The organism is Acinetobacter sp. ANC 4173, assembly GCF_004331255.1.
Classification (GTDB): domain Bacteria; phylum Pseudomonadota; class Gammaproteobacteria; order Pseudomonadales; family Moraxellaceae; genus Acinetobacter.
The window spans coordinates 1-15,738 of sequence record NZ_SJOF01000017.1; the positions used below are offsets into that span (position 1 = coordinate 1).

The 15,738-nt window shown below is 39.3% G+C and carries 14 protein-coding genes and 1 pseudogene; 9 read left to right on the forward strand and 6 right to left on the reverse strand.

All coding sequences use genetic code 11. The annotated features are described in order from the left end of the window. Positions 1-549: 549 nt before the first annotated feature. The 3 genes from E0H94_RS16145 to def form a co-directional block, all read right to left on the reverse strand. On the reverse strand, positions 550-2,610 hold the full coding sequence (locus E0H94_RS16145; protein WP_131327441.1) for a TonB-dependent copper receptor: 2,061 nt from the start codon (positions 2,608-2,610) through the stop codon (positions 550-552). A gap of 68 nt (positions 2,611-2,678) precedes the next feature. Then, positions 2,679-3,110: a DUF2946 family protein gene (locus E0H94_RS16150; protein ID WP_131327442.1), complete on the reverse strand. Its 432-nt coding sequence runs from the start codon at positions 3,108-3,110 to the stop codon at positions 2,679-2,681. An 89-nt stretch (positions 3,111-3,199) separates the two neighbouring features. Beyond that, entirely contained in the window at positions 3,200-3,733 is a 534-nt protein-coding gene (gene def, locus E0H94_RS16155) for a peptide deformylase (protein WP_131327443.1), read from the reverse strand. Between the two features lie 119 nt (positions 3,734-3,852). Between def and E0H94_RS16160 the strand changes: the two genes are divergently transcribed. The 3 genes from E0H94_RS16160 to E0H94_RS16170 are packed head-to-tail and all read left to right on the forward strand — an operon-like array spanning position 3,853 to position 6,773. Further along, on the forward strand, positions 3,853-5,007 hold the full coding sequence (locus tag E0H94_RS16160; RefSeq protein WP_131327444.1) for a LysM peptidoglycan-binding domain-containing protein: 1,155 nt from the start codon (positions 3,853-3,855) through the stop codon (positions 5,005-5,007). 12 nt (positions 5,008-5,019) lie between these two features. Further along, a complete protein-coding gene (gene dprA, locus E0H94_RS16165; protein ID WP_131327445.1) occupies positions 5,020-6,165 on the forward strand; it encodes a DNA-processing protein DprA in 1,146 nt (381 codons plus the stop codon). A gap of 38 nt (positions 6,166-6,203) precedes the next feature. Then, positions 6,204-6,773, forward strand: a complete 570-nt coding sequence (locus E0H94_RS16170; RefSeq protein WP_131327446.1) for an L-threonylcarbamoyladenylate synthase — start codon at positions 6,204-6,206, stop codon at positions 6,771-6,773. A 393-nt stretch (positions 6,774-7,166) separates the two neighbouring features. Here E0H94_RS16170 and E0H94_RS16175 read toward each other — a convergent pair whose 3' ends face one another. Further along, positions 7,167-8,096 carry a DMT family transporter gene (locus E0H94_RS16175; protein WP_131327447.1) on the reverse strand — a complete coding sequence of 310 codons (930 nt, stop codon included), beginning with the start codon at positions 8,094-8,096 and terminating at the stop codon, positions 7,167-7,169. A gap of 141 nt (positions 8,097-8,237) precedes the next feature. On the opposite strand from E0H94_RS16175, the gene E0H94_RS16180 reads away from it, so the two are divergent. The 4 genes from E0H94_RS16180 to E0H94_RS16195 all read left to right on the forward strand — a co-directional run bounded on the left by E0H94_RS16180 (position 8,238) and on the right by E0H94_RS16195 (position 10,953). Continuing rightward, positions 8,238-8,996: a helix-turn-helix domain-containing protein gene (locus E0H94_RS16180; RefSeq protein WP_131327448.1), complete on the forward strand. Its 759-nt coding sequence runs from the start codon at positions 8,238-8,240 to the stop codon at positions 8,994-8,996. 106 nt (positions 8,997-9,102) lie between these two features. Further along, entirely contained in the window at positions 9,103-9,648 is a 546-nt protein-coding gene (locus tag E0H94_RS16185) for a glutathione peroxidase (RefSeq protein WP_131327449.1), read from the forward strand. Between the two features lie 168 nt (positions 9,649-9,816). Then, the gene (locus E0H94_RS16190; protein WP_131327450.1) at positions 9,817-10,233 is read left to right on the forward strand and encodes an RcnB family protein; all 417 of its coding nucleotides are present in this window, start codon (positions 9,817-9,819) and stop codon (positions 10,231-10,233) included. Positions 10,234-10,383: 150 nt separating this feature from the next. After that, a complete protein-coding gene (locus E0H94_RS16195) occupies positions 10,384-10,953 on the forward strand; it encodes a hypothetical protein (protein WP_131327451.1) in 570 nt (189 codons plus the stop codon). Positions 10,954-11,013: 60 nt separating this feature from the next. Here the strand turns inward: E0H94_RS16195 and adhP are convergent, their stop codons facing one another. Then, positions 11,014-12,045 (reverse strand): alcohol dehydrogenase AdhP, encoded by a 1,032-nt coding sequence (adhP, locus tag E0H94_RS16200; RefSeq protein ID WP_131327452.1) that lies wholly within the window; start codon positions 12,043-12,045, stop codon positions 11,014-11,016. 230 nt (positions 12,046-12,275) lie between these two features. Further along, positions 12,276-12,569: a hypothetical protein gene (locus E0H94_RS16205; RefSeq protein ID WP_131327453.1), complete on the reverse strand. Its 294-nt coding sequence runs from the start codon at positions 12,567-12,569 to the stop codon at positions 12,276-12,278. 168 nt (positions 12,570-12,737) lie between these two features. Here E0H94_RS16205 and E0H94_RS16210 point away from each other — a divergent pair, with 168 nt between their 5' ends. Both E0H94_RS16210 and E0H94_RS16215 read left to right on the forward strand, forming a co-directional pair. Beyond that, positions 12,738-14,030, forward strand: a complete 1,293-nt coding sequence (locus E0H94_RS16210; RefSeq protein WP_131327454.1) for an SIR2 family protein — start codon at positions 12,738-12,740, stop codon at positions 14,028-14,030. Beyond that, positions 14,023-15,695: pseudogene (locus E0H94_RS16215) on the forward strand (ATP-binding protein). The gene E0H94_RS16210 and the pseudogene E0H94_RS16215 overlap by 8 nt, the downstream one beginning before the upstream one ends. Positions 15,696-15,738 lie beyond the last annotated feature (43 nt).

Sequence of the window (15,738 nt, forward strand, 5' to 3'; positions counted from 1 at the left end):
CTCTTAATGATCTTCTTGATGACTCGTCATCATCAAGCTAGGTCGGCTATGTTACTCTAATTTCAATCAAAGTCAACAGGTTTTGTTAATTATTTTTAAACCCCTTCAAGACTTCCAGATTCTACCGCTTGGGCTAAATCCTTGTTTCTCAACAAGTTTTAATCAACATCACCGCCGATGGATGTGCATTCTACAGCATTCCCAACACGTTGCAATACCTTTTCTAAATAAATATTTTCGCATGTTTATTTTTCAAACTCATAAAAACATAAGAGATTGTTATTTATAATAAATTTATTTTTTAAATTTTATCTATTTTTTAAGATCACATAAATTTAAACCGAAAATTGCATATTTAATAAATACAAGTATTTGTTTTTATTAATATAATTATATTTTTCTTGCTATTGCTTCACTTGATTTGCTGTTTCTTTCTACACTTTATGGTGAATATCCATACATATTGCTATTTTTCAGACCATTTTCATCTTAAAAATAAAAACAGCCATTCTATTTCTAGAATGGCTGTTCCCGATAATCACAATATATTTAGAATTTCATACTAATACGCGCCCAATAATTGCGACCCGTATTGTTAAATTGTTCAGTGCCAACTTGACCATCTACGCCAACACCCAACTTATTTAGGTGTTCGGTATAGGTTTTATTCAGAACATTGTCTATACCAACCGCTAGATCAACATCATTCATCACTTTATAGGTTGCATTCAATGCAAGTGTGCTAAAACCTTTGCTCTCACCAATGTCATAGCCGACAATATTACCTTTATTCAGGTTAATACGATCCTGTTTTGCCACTGCACGCCATAACAAGCCTAAAGAATACTGATCTTGCACATATCTTAAATTGAAACGACCTTCCAAAGGTGCAATCTGAGGAAGTGGATCATTATTATCGGTGATTTCACCCCATGCATACATGGTACTAATATCGGCTTGAATCGCATCTGTAAACTGGTAACCAACGCCCGCTTCTGCACCTGCAATCACAGCATCGACATTTTTAGCCCCCGCACTAAAAGACGAGCCATGACCATGGTCTGTGGCATGGTTGTGATAACTCAGTAGAATAAAGTCATTCACTAAACCTGCATACGCAGAGGTCCATAGACTGAATGCACCATGCTCTTGCTGATAGCCCATATCAAGCTGTAAGGTTTTTTCAGTGTCAAGGTCGTTAAATGTCGGCTTTGACATACCTGTGTTGCCATGTGCTGTACTGAATAATTCCCAATAATCCGGAACGCGCTCTACATAGCCCAGTCCGATATACGATTTGGCATTATGTTCGGAATACTGATTTTCTAAGCGAATAAAGCCACTTGGTAAAGTTTCTTTACGTTCATCATTCAGTTTTAGTGCATCAATTTCGACCTGATCAATACGTGCGCCCGTCACCAATTTATAAGTATCATTTAATTGGTAGCTAAGCTCCCCAAAAGCCCCATAGGAATAAAACTTCATATTGGTACTGAGCGGCATATTCATCATCATGGATTTCATACTGCCAGCATGATGATTTTGCTGAGAATCAACCCCTGTGATGAGGCTTAATTTATCCCATTCACTGGTCATGGCTAAACGTGAATTTAAAGTACGGCGTGTGACTTGCATTTCTGATGGATTTGGCATTTCCATCATCATTCCACCATGGTTCATTTCTACCGTTGGCGGCGTGCGTAAACGAAAGTTGTCCATGACATGGTCGTTATAGCTATAGTTCACCTGCCCTTCGACTTTCTTAATCACCTCTGTCAGGTTTTTCTTTTCAAAACGCAAACCGAGACTTTCGCGTGCAAACTGCGAACCGTCCATGCTACGACCTGCATACTCAGCCTCACCATCGGCTTTTCCACCTGTGAGTTCGATCCACGTGTCATCATTTGGCGTCCATCCAAATGCTAAATCAGTATTCCAACGTTCCCAAGCGGAAGGAACGCTATTGCCCTCACCATCTTGATAACTGTCAGCAACTGAACGATTAGCATTCAAGCGAATATATTTTTTCTCATCACCCACTGCTGCTTCAACATTGTGATCTAGGCGACCAAACGAACCGATTAAAACACTGGCTTGTCCAAGATAGTTTTTATCTTGAGATAATTGTGGTTTTTGTCGCTCGAAAATGACCGTTGCAGCGGAACCCGTATTGGCATATTGAACCGTTTGAGGGCCTTTTATCACGGTAATACGATCATAACTTTCAGGTTGAATATAAGACGTTGGCGCATCCATACGTGCAGGACACGCACCTAAGTTTTCACTGCCGTCCGATAAGATTTTAATCCGTGAACCAAACATGCCACGAAAAGTCACATCCCCATTGGTTCCACCACTTTTAATTGAACTAAAACCAGGAATACTTTGTAAATAATCAGCACCGTCTGTTGCAGGAACAGGTTGTATCGGTTGTTTGGGGTCTGCGTGAATGATCAAACCATTTGCATCATGATTTAGTTGGGCAGTCACCACGATTGGCGCTAACTGAGTGGTATTTTGCGCTTGCTGTGCAGCAACACTGCTTGAAGAATAACAAGCGATACAAATTGCAGCCGATAAAGGCTGTAACAAGAATTTTGGTTGAACCATCTCGATCTCTCTAAAACATAAATAACACTGTGCCTAAGTCATTTTGACCCAAGCGGAATAAAGCGGATTTATGCCCAGAGCGGTGGTGCCCGTCCTTGTGGGATAAGAAATAGTTGCTGTAGAACAAACCAAACATGTGCAAAGGCTTTTTGAAAAGCGATTAAACGTACTTGAATACGATCGAGTATTTGCTTTATGTCAAGTTCAGGTGGCAAGACTAAATTGCCATATACGGTACAGTACTGACATTGATGATTGGCATCATGGTGATCATGAATATGTTGCTGTTTTTGTTCTACTTGATGATGTAAATGTTGCGTATGCTGCATAACAGCAGTATGCACGGCATTTACGGTTTGAGAAGGGAGTAAAAGTGCACGCGTAATGGTTTCACAGACCGGGGCAACTTGATATTGCTTCGGCAACAAAGGCTGTAAAAAAACAGCAATCTGTAAAAAAACTGCGAGACATGCCAGCAGCAAACCACCACGGAAAAGCAAAAATAATCATCCTGCAATTTGTGCGGTGCCAGTATAACAAAACCCAATCGGAATTGGGTTCATACTTAAAGATGATTTTGAGTGAGAAATTATCCGCGCTTGACTGCAACTTTCTCTTTTTGGCGCTGACGGGTCAATTTTTCCACTTTTTCCCGCGCACGCTGACGCTTTAATGGCGATAAATAGTCGACAAATAATTTGCCATTTAAGTGATCCATTTCATGCTGAATACAAACAGCGAGAAGTTCGTCTGCTTCTATTGTAAAGGATTGACCTTCAAGGTTAATTGCCTCTATTTTTACACGTGACGGACGCTCAACTTTGTCGTATATTTGAGGCACTGATAAACAGCCTTCTTCATAGGGCTGGGTTTCTTCAGTCAATGGGGTAATTTTGGGGTTAATGAACACCATGGGCTGATCTTTATGTTCAGATAGATCCATAACAATCAACTGAATATGACGGTCGACTTGGGTAGCGGCTAAACCAATGCCTGGCGCTTCATACATAGTTTCAAACATATCTGCAGCTAACTGACGAATTTCATCAGTAACTTCTTCGACTGGTTGTGCAATGGTACGAAGACGGGGATCGGGGAAACTTAAAATAGGTAATAAGGCCATAAACGTCCTCACTTATGCCATTGATCAAAAAACCAAATGAAGGAATGCTTCATCAAAAAAATGTGTGTAATATCGCTATTATAACGTAAATTACGTACATAATTTTAGGAATTATGATAATGAAAAAGGTTTTGAAGGGCATGCCATCTTTTAGTGCCTTGGGGTTTAAACAGCAATTGTTGGCACTGACCGTCGGTTTGGCGATCAGTGTTGGTTCTATCGCAGTGGTTGAAGCTGCACCTACTCGTAACGTCAATCCACCTGCCCTCAAAGCAGGTGCACCACAGGTCTATGTGGTGAAAAAAGGCGATACCCTATGGGATATTTCAGGAAAGTTTTTAGATAAGCCTTGGCGCTGGCCTGAAATTTGGGCGAGTAACCGTCACGTGAAAAATCCTCACTGGATTTTCCCTGGCGATAAACTTTTACTCTGTAGCTATCAGGGCAAACCACTGATTGGCAAAGATGAAGGTGATGGCTGTGATGGCATTATTCGTCGTTATGCAGGGGGAACGAAGTTACAACCCCAAGTGCGAATTGAATCCTTAAATAATGCTATTCCTGTGATTCCATTAGAAAATATTAAGCAATGGTTAGAACATTCAACCATTGTGGCTCCTGAGTCGGTTGACAATACCCCTTATGTACTGGGTACCGCCGATCAACGCGTATTGGCAGCCAAAGGTCAAACTATCTATGTGCGTGGCAATGGCTTAGAAGTGGGTCAGCAATATGCGGTTTATCGCGAAGGCGACCCGTACACCCTCAACAATGAAAAAGGCAAAAAGTACAATGCTGGGCTTGAGCTGAATCAGGTGGCGACGGGCGTAGCTGTTGCAAGTGAGAATGACATCACAACACTGGAATTAACGGATAGCTTTAATGCCGAAGTGCGTCGTGGTGACCGTGTACTGCCTGTTTATGACCCAATGTTACCCACCCTGTTCTATCCGACCATGGCGGAAGATGTAACTGCTGGTGGTCAGATTATTCGGGTGATGGGCTCTATTGGCACTGCCGCTCAACACAGCGTCGTGACCATAGACCGCGGTAGTTTCGAAGGGGTTCAAGTCGGGCATGTATTTAGCATCAACCAAAAAGGTGAACAGGTTCGAGACCCGAAAACCAAAGAAATGGTGCAATTGCCTGGACAGAAAATTGGCAACTTAATGGTCTTCAAAACTTTTGATCACTTCAGCTATGGTTATGTGCTCGACAGTTCCTTACCAATCAAAATCGGTGCTTACATTCAACCACCTTTAATGGACGATTAATTCGGAGTTCCTATGCTGAAACCATTATCACAAGTGCAAATGGACACCATTACCTTGTGGTATTTGGTTCAGCACTCGCTCAGCAGTTTTTACAAACTAGAACAACACTTTGGTACAGCCCACAATGCGATACAGCCGCACAATTTGCAGAGTTGGTCAAAATTAGGTTTACATAAAAATCATATTCAACGCGCACAACAGTTTTACACAGCGCCTGAACAAAATAAGTTTCAGCACCTCATTCAGGAAATTCAGCAACATAGTGATTTTGTACTGACTTATCACGATCCCGAATATCCACAACAACTACTACCCTATAGTGATAAACCCCCGATTCTGTTTGGACAAGGGCAACTTTCGCTCTTGATGCAACCACAAATTGCCATTGTCGGCAGTCGCAAACCCAGTCCGCATGGCCGACAAATTGCCTATGATTTTTCGTACTATCTGAGTGAAAAAGGTTTTGTCATTAGCAGCGGCTTGGCACAAGGCATAGATGAGGCTGCACATCAAGGCGCTTTATCCCATCAACGTACACTGGCAGTGATGGGTACAGGACTTGATCAAACTTACCCTTCGCAGCATCAGCAACTTCGCCAGCAAATTTTGCAGCAGTCGGGTGCCATCATCAGTGAGTTTTTACCCCATACTCCACCCCTGCAACATCATTTCCCGCGCCGCAATCGAATTGTCAGCGCACTTTCTTTAGGCGTGATTGTTGCTGAAGCCAGTTTAAAAAGTGGTTCGATTATTACCGCTAAACTCGCAGCAGAACAAGGCAAATTGGTGTTTGCGATTCCTGGGCATATTTATAGTGAATTCCATCAAGGTTGCCATCAATTGATTCGTGAGGGTGCAATTCTGGTGGATCATCCTGAACAAGTCTTAGAAGACCTTGCCTTACCGACTCAATGGCAAGCACAGCAGCAATCTCAGGGTGACTCAACCACACAACCAATCCTCGCAAAGCCCGAGATTCCTGAGCATTTAATGTCACTTTATAATCAACTGAACTGGACGGGCTATCCTCTGGATCATTTGGCCATCCATCTGAAGCAAGATACCGCCTCACTGACCGCCCAATTGATGGAACTAGAGCTTTTAGGCTTATGTATGCAACAATCTGGGGTTTATTTGCGTTGTCGTCCTAGTCAATAAGGTTCAGAATAAACCTTTGCTTAAATTAGGACACGAAAATGATTACCACCTCTGTTGCTGAAGCTGCCGATAGTTTAAAACGCGGACAGGTCTTGGCATACCCAACAGAGGCAGTGTGGGGATTAGGCTGTGATCCCTATAACGAAGCTGCATTTAATGAGATTTTAAAGTTAAAACAGCGCCCAATTGAAAAAGGTGTCATCTTATTGGCTGGGCATATTTCCCAAGTCGAACATTTACTGGTAGGACTCACCCCAGACATGCGTGACACCGTCATCGCCTCTTGGAGCCACTGCAACCCGACTGAACGTGCCACCACTTGGTTACTACCTGCGAGTGAGGACATTCCAATCTGGATCAAAGGCAATCATCCCAAGGTCGCGATTCGCGTGACCACTCACCCTTTATGTGTGGCACTTTGCAATGCATTTCATGGTTTTATCGTATCAACCAGCGCTAACCCTGCAGGGCTTGAACCCGCACGTTCGCTACAAGAAGCCAATAAATACTTTAACCATCATTTAAATTATCTAAACGGTGATTTAGGCTTAAGTCAGGAACCGAGTCGTATTTTAGATGCAGAAACAGGGCAAATTATTCGCGCCTAAACTCATCCAATGATGTGTGCTAAAGAAAATTTGGGCAAAAAAAAAGCTCAATCAAATAGGTTGATTGAGCATAAAAAGGATGTGTGTTAATCACATCCAGAGGGTTCGGAAATCTTGCTGAATGGCAGATTTTAAAGTATTGTTAAGAAATACTAAACTGTTCATTCTTGATGTGAATATTATCTAACATTTCAAATCAAAATACAAATCCATTATCCCAGCTTAACTTTTGATTAAATACATGATTAAAATGTTAAATTTTCTCAAAAAGTCAAACTATCCTTCTATTTTTAAAATATTTTTAAATAAATATTCATTTGACAGCATGCAAATTTACACTTATAACTGGTAGTTTAGTCCAAAAAAAATAAATCAATAAAATTTACTGTTTGGTTATTTATTCATCATGCTTATTGACTCTGCTGCTTCAGATTGCGCCTGCCGTGATTTTATTTGTGCCATAATAATCCCCGTAATAATAATGATCCCACCAATGCTATGATGTATCGTCCATGCTTCATGTAACCAGAAATAAGCCAATATCGCTGTAAAAATGGGCATCAGATTCATAAAAATACTGGTTTGATTGGGTCCCAAACGCTGTACAGCAAGCATCCACACCCAAGGGGCAATCAGGGATGCAAATAAGCCCGCATATAAAACACTCGCCGTATTCTGCATATCTAAACGATCGATGCCCAACCATAGTACAAAGGGCAAATGATAAATCAGAGAAAATCCAATTTGTACGTACAAACTAATCATGAGTGGGACTTTCAGTTGCCATTTCTTTAAAAATACCCCGTAAAAAGCATAGAAGAACACGGCAATCACCATCAGTAGATCTCCCCAATGCCCGCCTAAATGCAGCAGAGTCTGTAACTGCCCTTGTGCAATCACATAGAGTAAACCCAGAAATGACACCAAACTCCCCATGATGGCAAAACGATTGGGGACTTCTTTAAGAACAATGATGGAAACAAAAATGGTAAAAATGGGAATAAAAGCATTAATAATCCCCATATTGGTCGCAGTGGTATAATGCGCAGCGCTATACGCCAGACCTTGATAGAGCAACATACCAAAGGCACTGAGTATTGCAAATTGCTTCCAATGTAATGCAACTAACTGACGCTGCTGCCACACTTTAGGCAACATTACTGGTGTGAGGACAATAAAAGCCACCAACCAACGATAAAAACTAATACTCACTGGTGAAATATAATCCGCGACATAACGCGTCACTGCAATATTCAGCGACCAGATAAAAACTGCAATCAAGGGCAGCATCACTGCCAATTTTGCCCATTTTTTTTGCTGCATTTGTCCACTCAGTTACAAGGTCTTAAATGACTATTGTCCTAAAAGTCTGAAATAATAAACATACGGTTTTTCAGACATTCATATGGCAGATTAATCCGCTTGCGATAACACGCCTTCGCCATATCAATATGGGAATCCTTTATGAACAGCTATTCATACTCCGATTTATGTCAATTGATGGAAGTACATGAATATTTTTATGCACAAAATGACGAAATTGCAGCACATTCTTGCATCTGGGGCGATTTTAATTTCAGTTTAAATGGTATTTTGGATTACGAAATTGAAGGGATACACCATTTATCTCCGCCCAATTACGGGCTTTGGATTCCTGCCCATACGGCACATGCCTGCATTGCACGTGAAATTCAACCAACCCATTATATTTGTATCCACCTTCATCCCGAGCTTTGCAAATACTTTCCCAAGACCACCAAAGCCGTAGAAATCAGCCCTTTTCTTCGTCATTTAATTAAAGAAGTTCTACGTCACAAGAGCCTGCCGAGTTCTCTTGAATACGAACATTTACTTCATGTTCTACTCGATCAACTGCGTACAGCACCTGCTTATGAGCACTACCTACCGCAAACACAACATCGCGTGTTAAAGCCAATTTTACAACAATTGGCCAATCCTCAACGCTTTGCCAAAAGCCTGCAACAAGTCTTAAGTGAAATTCAGTTCACCGAAAGACATTTACTGCGTTTAAGCCAACAAGAACTGCAACTCAGTCTCGCAGAATGGCGCAATCGGGCGAAAATTCTGTATGCGATTGATCAACTGCATGCGGGATCTACAGTTAAAAAATTGGCTTATGATTTAGGTTATCAACATAGTTCCAGTTTTATTGAGTTCTTTAAGCGCTATACTGGACAAACACCTGCACAATTACGCGAATAAACAAACAGCCCTATCCTCTTTTTACTTCACTTGCAGGATTCAACTTGAAGTTCACGCGAATTCTCGTTACAACATCAACACCCGATAAAAATCAATGGATCTGTATATGAGCCAGTCTGTTTATGACATTCCTGTAAAAACCATTCAGGGACAAGACATCACCTTGAATCAATATCAAGGCAAAGTACTTTTAATTGTCAATGTCGCATCAAAATGTGGTTTAACTCCGCAATATGAAGGTTTAGAAAAACTGTATCAGCAACAAAAAGATCAGGGTTTAGAAATTTTAGGCTTCCCTGCCAACAACTTCTTGGCGCAAGAACCAGGTAGTGATAGCGAAATTCAAGAATTTTGCTCGGTCAACTATCAGATTGATTTTCCTTTATTTTCAAAAATTTCTGTCGCAGGTGAAGATAAACACCCACTCTATGAGACTTTAATCCATGCCATTCCTGAACGTATTGGTGAAGGACCTTGGTGGAAAGATTTAGTCGATTATGGTCTCACCCCAAATGAACCACCTGAAGTCCTCTGGAATTTTGAGAAGTTCCTGGTCAATAAACAAGGACAAGTCGTAGCACGTTTTGCACCTGACATTACCGCAGATGACCCACGGATTGTGGATGCTATTCAAGCTGAATTGCAAAAATAGCAGGCCATTCGGAACATCGGCAGTCACTGATTGGCTGCTGATGTTCTTATCAATTCTCCTTAATTTCTTCATTATTTTAATATTTATACAACATTAAATTCAAATTAACTCAATCACTTACTGCTTTAATAGACAGATCAAAACAAGATAGAAAGTCGAAGGTAGATAATGAATCGTTTAGTACAAGCTGTTGTTTTCTCTTTATCCACTGCGTTAGTGGCGGCTCCTGCTTTTGCTGCTCCACAAAATGCGCAAGATCACAAACAACATGCAACTCAGAATCACAATGATGCAAATCATCAGGGCATGCATCATGATTCTTCAAGCCATCATGCACAAGATCAACATAAATCAGCAAGCAATAATAAAGCTGGGAATAAACAAATGACTCGCCCATCGGCGACATGGAAACCAGGCAATCCTGTTCCAACGCAATACCGTGGTCAGAGTTACAAAGTTGACCACAGCAAATACAAAAAATTAAATAAGCCAGGCAAAAATGAGCAATGGATCAAAGTGAATGGTGATTATGTTTTAACCAATGTGTTAAATCACAACATTATTAAAATCGTACCAGGAATGTAAGATCCCCAAATATCCAAAGAGTGCGACCAGCACTCTTTTTTATAGCTCCGCCTTTTTGTTGTTGCTTTGCAGCCTTACTTTGGAAAGTGAAGTTGTCGTTTTATAATTTCTTTAAAGCGATACAATGTTAAATTGAGACCATTCAAGATCATGAAAAAACTTCTGCAAGGTGCCTTACTTCCTTTTGGTATTTTTGTTGCTGCAATCAGCTTATTCGGTTGTAATCAGGCGACAGAACAGGATACTCAAACAGCAAATTCCACTGAAGTAGAACAACATAGCTCAGCCAATCACGATGCTGAGACCGAATTAAAAAACGGTAACATGATCTATATGCTGCGTGATGTTGCCGACATGCAATTAAAAGCCGGCGACTACGTACAGCAACTGAAACAAACTCAGACTGACTTAGAGCAGGCTTTGGCTGATAAAAATCAGCAAGCGCTACAAACATCAGTCAATGCTTTGCATCAGCAACTCACAGACTTCAACCGCGCTTTAAGTAGCTTGGACTTGAAAAGTCAGGAAATTGAATCCATTCGACAAAACATCATGTCTACCAACCAACAAGTCCTCGATTTACCTTATTTAAATGGCAAAGTTGAACTCGGATCGATCGATTTACACAAAATTGAACAACAAATGACTTCGGTACAAACTGAAATGCTCAAATTGGCCAAGATGTTACTGTTACAGCCCACATCAAGTGAAAAATCATAGTGAAATAATAATCAGAGGATTCATCTTACACTTTGAATGCGATGAATCCTCCATATCTATTTAAAGATTAAAATCAATCACGATTCGCCCATCAATTTTGCCCTGCTCCATCCGCTCAAAAATATCATTGATATTTTCTAAAGGCTCTACGTGAATATGGGCTTTTACTTTGCCACGTGCTGCAATATCTAAGGCTTCTTTCAGGTCTAAGCGTGTCCCGACAATTGAACCTCGAACGGTAATACCATCCAGAACCATGTCAAAAATAGAGAGATCGAACTTTCCAGGTGGCAAACCATTCAGCACCATGGTTCCACCGCGACGCACAATTGAAACAGCCTGTTCAAACGCTTTGGGCGATACCGCAGTCACCAGTACCCCATGACAGCCCTCACCTGTCGCTTTAAGAACTTCCTCTTTTACATTAACTTTCAGTGCATTTATGCCAACATCTGCACCTAACTGTTTTGCCAACTCTAGCTTAGTATCATCGACATCAATCGCCACCACATTAAAGCCCATGGTTTTGGCATACTGAATAGCCACATGACCCAATCCTCCAATTCCAGAAATGGCAACCCAATCCCCAGTTTTGGCTTCAGTCATTTTTAAACCTTTATAGACCGTAACACCTGCGCATAGAATCGGGGCTATTTCCAGTAGATTCACACCTTCAGGAATCACCCCGACATAATCACCATCTGCCAAACAATATTCAGCAAAACTTCCGTTGACGGAATAACCTGAATTTTGCTGTTTCTTACATAAGGTTTCCCAGCCGGCATAACAATGATCGCAATGACCACAGGCTGAATAAAGCCATGGAACCCCTACAATATCACCAACTTTTAAATGCTCAATCCCTTCACCTAGCTCAATGACTTCCCCCACACCTTCATGTCCTGGAATAAAAGGCAAATGTGGTTGAATAGGCCAGTCCCCATGCATCGCATGTAGATCGGTATGACAAACACCTGTTGCAATCATCTTGACCAGTACTTTTCCTGGACTGATTTTAGGAATTTCTACCTCTTGTATTTGTAGTGGTTGATTGAATGCAGTGACGACTGCGGCTTTCATTGTATTTGCCATTTTCATTCTCCAAGTACTCATGTTTGAGTACAATTCTTATGTAGCAACCTCATTCATAATTAACATAAAAACTGGAAATGAAAGGTAAGCGTTTGGTGTGTTTTTTGATCAAAATTGCAGCTACCCACCTAACTAGCACAAAAACTGCATCGTTAGAAACAATGAATGTAGAGCATTCTTGCGTTTAATGGATGTACATCACTATCAATAGCACTTATGTAAAACTAATTTTAACCCGCTCGCCATTGTTGAAAGGCCATTTGCATCGCCTGTGTTTGCTCGGATGAAACTTGATGTTGATGTAAATAGCTAAAATCACCGCGGTAAACAGCATCCACAATAGTTTTGGCTAAAACTACAATACTTTCTCTACCTTGCAGTCGATAGGCGTGAATCTGTTCAGGAGTTAGAAAAATATCCCAACAAGAAACCACCGAACTCATGTCCACTGCAATTCCCAAATAGTATTGATGATTATCTTGATAAAGTTCCCAAAAGTGAGGTTCTTGTTCTATCAGTTGCATGCTCTTATTCACTAAAAAATACTACATCAACATACAACCACTATTGCACAAAATATATATAACTTTAGATATACCATTACATAGTTAATAAAATTTTGGTGTATAACTTGTAGATTAATATTCATCCAAATAGTATGTGGTTTAATTACGATTAAATTACTTAATTACATGAAAACAAATATTTTTGAGTTTTATGACTCTGCAAATCAGGTTTGGAACAAGTTTTCTGATAATAAAATTAGTCTAGAAGAAGGTGAGCTTCCACTGCCTCCACCACCAGTTCCCACTACATTTGATGAGATCGAAGCGGAAAAAAAGAAAATTGAACTTCAAAAACAAACTTCAGAAAGTCTTTCTCAAAAACTTAAAGCAGCGATTCAAATGCCTAATATCATGGTATTGGCAGGAAGTGGTACTTCTTTAGGCCCTGTAGTTGGAGGACCTTCAATGTGGAATTTATGGGAACTATGTACTACTAATGAAATGGAAGCACTGTCTAACACTACTTTTGTAGAAAATGGATACGACCTACGCCTATCTGACAAAGAATATAAAAATATAGAATTATGCCTTTCTCATTGTGAAGCCCATCTTCAAATTTCCCCTGAGCATAAGAGTATTAAAACAAAAGATTTCGTACTCAAATGTAAAGACATTATCTTAAATGCTTGTAATTTTATAAAAGATGATCAAGTACAATTGGTTAACCATAAGGAATTTATTAGAAAATTATCCAAAAGAAAATCTAAAGATCCACGCATCAAACTATTCACTACAAACTATGATACCTGTTTTGAAGACGCTGCCAGTAAATTAGGTATTACTGTTATTGATGGCTTTTCTTTCTCATTTCCAAGAATTTATGATCCTAAGTTTTTTGACTTAGATATCGTTAAACGCAGTCAAAATATAAACTCTAATAATATCCACTATCTTGAGGGTGTATTTCAGCTTTATAAATTGCATGGCTCTGTAAATTGGAAAAGAGAAAACATATTTTCTATTCAACAAGGAAATGATGTGACTGCTCAAAATAGTTGCATGATTTTTCCTGCAAAAGGTAAATATCAACAATCTTATGTCCAACCGCACTTAGAACTCATTTCTAGATTTACACAAGGTTTACGGGAACCAAATACATGTCTTCTTATCGCTGGATTTGGTTTTAATGATGATCATCTATCAGAACCAATTTTGTCTGCAATTTATTCGAATCCACATTTAAAAGTAATTATTTCTACACCAAGTCTAAAAGCTGATTTTGAGAAAACGTCATTAAATCCTTCGCCTTATTGGGATAAGTTTAAACATGTAGCAGACACCAGAAAAAATGACGAAATAATATTTATAAATTGTGACTTTGGAAAATTATCAGAGTTAATTCCAGACCTAACTGCCTTATCACCAGCAGAAAACCTGTATGAAAGCTTACGTTCAGCATTTGGAGCTACTCATGACTAAGAGCACCATTAACCCTGAACTTTTATTTGGTAAAGTTAATTCCATCAATGCAAATAGTGTGCATTTTGAATATATAAATAATCAACATGAACCGACCTATTTCAGAGGGAATCGCTATGGAAAAGGTGAAGTTGGTGAATTTGTCATCATTGAAAGTCAGGTGAATTTAGTATTAGGTCGTATTATAGAAATAAAAAAAGATGATTTAGCTAAATCAAATTTAGAAATTGTAGGAAAGATTCATCTTTTAGGAACTATCCAAATGGATACTTTAAGAGTATCGGCAGGAGTAGACTACTACCCAAGTATCAATGACTTAATTTATTCAGCACCACATGAATTTATTGCATCAATTCCTGAAAAAATGCAAAAAGATGAAGCTAAAATTGTTTTAGAAATTGGTGCAATTGATCTCGATCAAAGCTGTGGTATTTCTATTACACCTGAAAAACTATTTGGTCGACATCTAGGAATTCTTGGAGCAACTGGTGGAGGAAAAAGTTATACAACAGCTCGTGTTTTAGAGGAGTGCTTAAAACATAATTCCAAAGTTATCCTTCTTGATTCAACAGGAGAATATAGAGATTTTAACTCTAATGACGTCTTCCATATTCATTTAGGGCAACCGTTATATGAAGTAACGAGCTCTAAGGAGTGTTATCTCCCCCCAGAATCTTTTATTGAAACGGATTTTTTAGCTTTATTTGAACCATCTGGCAAAGTTCAAGGTCCAAAATTTAAAGAAGCTATTCGAAGTCTTAAAATCGCAAATTTAAAGCCTGATGTATTTACCAATGGGTTTATTCCTAAAATAAATTCCTTTAAAAAAGATTACTTAGATGCAATAAACGATCCAAATCTTAACCTTAATTCGCCTTTAATATTTTCAACCTTAATATTCAAATTGAACATGAATGTGTATTCCCTGAATTCAGCACATCTTTTAATAGTCCAAAGGATCCAGCTCGTTGGGGTAATTCTGATGGAGCTTCTTATACAAGTTGTTTACCTTTGATAAGTAGGATAACAAGTATAGTTCACTCTCCTCCCTTTAATAACTTATTCATATCTTCAACTACAAAGCTTTCACTCACAGACGTAATTAAACGTTTTGCAGCCTCAAAAGAAACTGATAAAAAATTACTAAGAGTCGACTTAAGTGGCATTTCCTTCGAATATAAAGCACGTGAAATTATTGCAAATTGTATAGGTAGAGCATTACTAAACGAATCAAGAAAAGGAACTTTTTCGAGTAGACCTATCGTTGTATTTTTAGATGAAGCACATAACTTCATAGGTAAAACTATTGGTAATGAAGATACTTTAGCAAAATTAGATGCTTTTGAACTTATTGCTAAAGAAGGTCGTAAATTTGGATTAAATATTTGTTTAGCAACACAAAGGCCCCGTGATATCACCGAAGGAGTTCTCAGCCAACTTGGTACATTAATCGTTCATAGATTAACTAATGATCGAGACCGAGAAATTGTAGAGCGTGCTTGTGGTGAAATTGATAAAGCTGCATCCGACTTCCTTCCAAGCCTACAACCAGGTGAAGCCGTCATTATTGGTAATGACTTCCCTATTCCCTTAACTATTAATATTAAAACACCAACAATTAAACCCAATTCAGAAGGTGCAAATTTCCAAGAAAATTGGGCATAAAAAAAGCCACCTTTCGGTGGCTTTTTTTAATCTCAAACCATCT

What these genes read in the sequence shown, in the direction of transcription:
- E0H94_RS16145 (WP_131327441.1), bottom strand. Translation starts at nt 2,610, where the DNA reads ATGGTTCAACCAAAATTCTTGTTACAGCCTTTATCGGCTGCAATTTGT.
- def (WP_131327443.1), bottom strand. Translation starts at nt 3,733, where the DNA reads ATGGCCTTATTACCTATTTTAAGTTTCCCCGATCCCCGTCTTCGTACC.
- E0H94_RS16160 (WP_131327444.1), top strand. Translation starts at nt 3,853, where the DNA reads ATGAAAAAGGTTTTGAAGGGCATGCCATCTTTTAGTGCCTTGGGGTTT.
- dprA (WP_131327445.1), top strand. Translation starts at nt 5,020, where the DNA reads ATGCTGAAACCATTATCACAAGTGCAAATGGACACCATTACCTTGTGG.
- E0H94_RS16170 (WP_131327446.1), top strand. Translation starts at nt 6,204, where the DNA reads ATGATTACCACCTCTGTTGCTGAAGCTGCCGATAGTTTAAAACGCGGA.
- E0H94_RS16175 (WP_131327447.1), bottom strand. Translation starts at nt 8,096, where the DNA reads ATGCAGCAAAAAAAATGGGCAAAATTGGCAGTGATGCTGCCCTTGATT.
- E0H94_RS16180 (WP_131327448.1), top strand. Translation starts at nt 8,238, where the DNA reads ATGAACAGCTATTCATACTCCGATTTATGTCAATTGATGGAAGTACAT.
- E0H94_RS16185 (WP_131327449.1), top strand. Translation starts at nt 9,103, where the DNA reads ATGAGCCAGTCTGTTTATGACATTCCTGTAAAAACCATTCAGGGACAA.
- E0H94_RS16190 (WP_131327450.1), top strand. Translation starts at nt 9,817, where the DNA reads ATGAATCGTTTAGTACAAGCTGTTGTTTTCTCTTTATCCACTGCGTTA.
- E0H94_RS16195 (WP_131327451.1), top strand. Translation starts at nt 10,384, where the DNA reads ATGAAAAAACTTCTGCAAGGTGCCTTACTTCCTTTTGGTATTTTTGTT.
- adhP (WP_131327452.1), bottom strand. Translation starts at nt 12,045, where the DNA reads ATGGCAAATACAATGAAAGCCGCAGTCGTCACTGCATTCAATCAACCA.
- E0H94_RS16205 (WP_131327453.1), bottom strand. Translation starts at nt 12,569, where the DNA reads ATGCAACTGATAGAACAAGAACCTCACTTTTGGGAACTTTATCAAGAT.
- E0H94_RS16210 (WP_131327454.1), top strand. Translation starts at nt 12,738, where the DNA reads ATGAAAACAAATATTTTTGAGTTTTATGACTCTGCAAATCAGGTTTGG.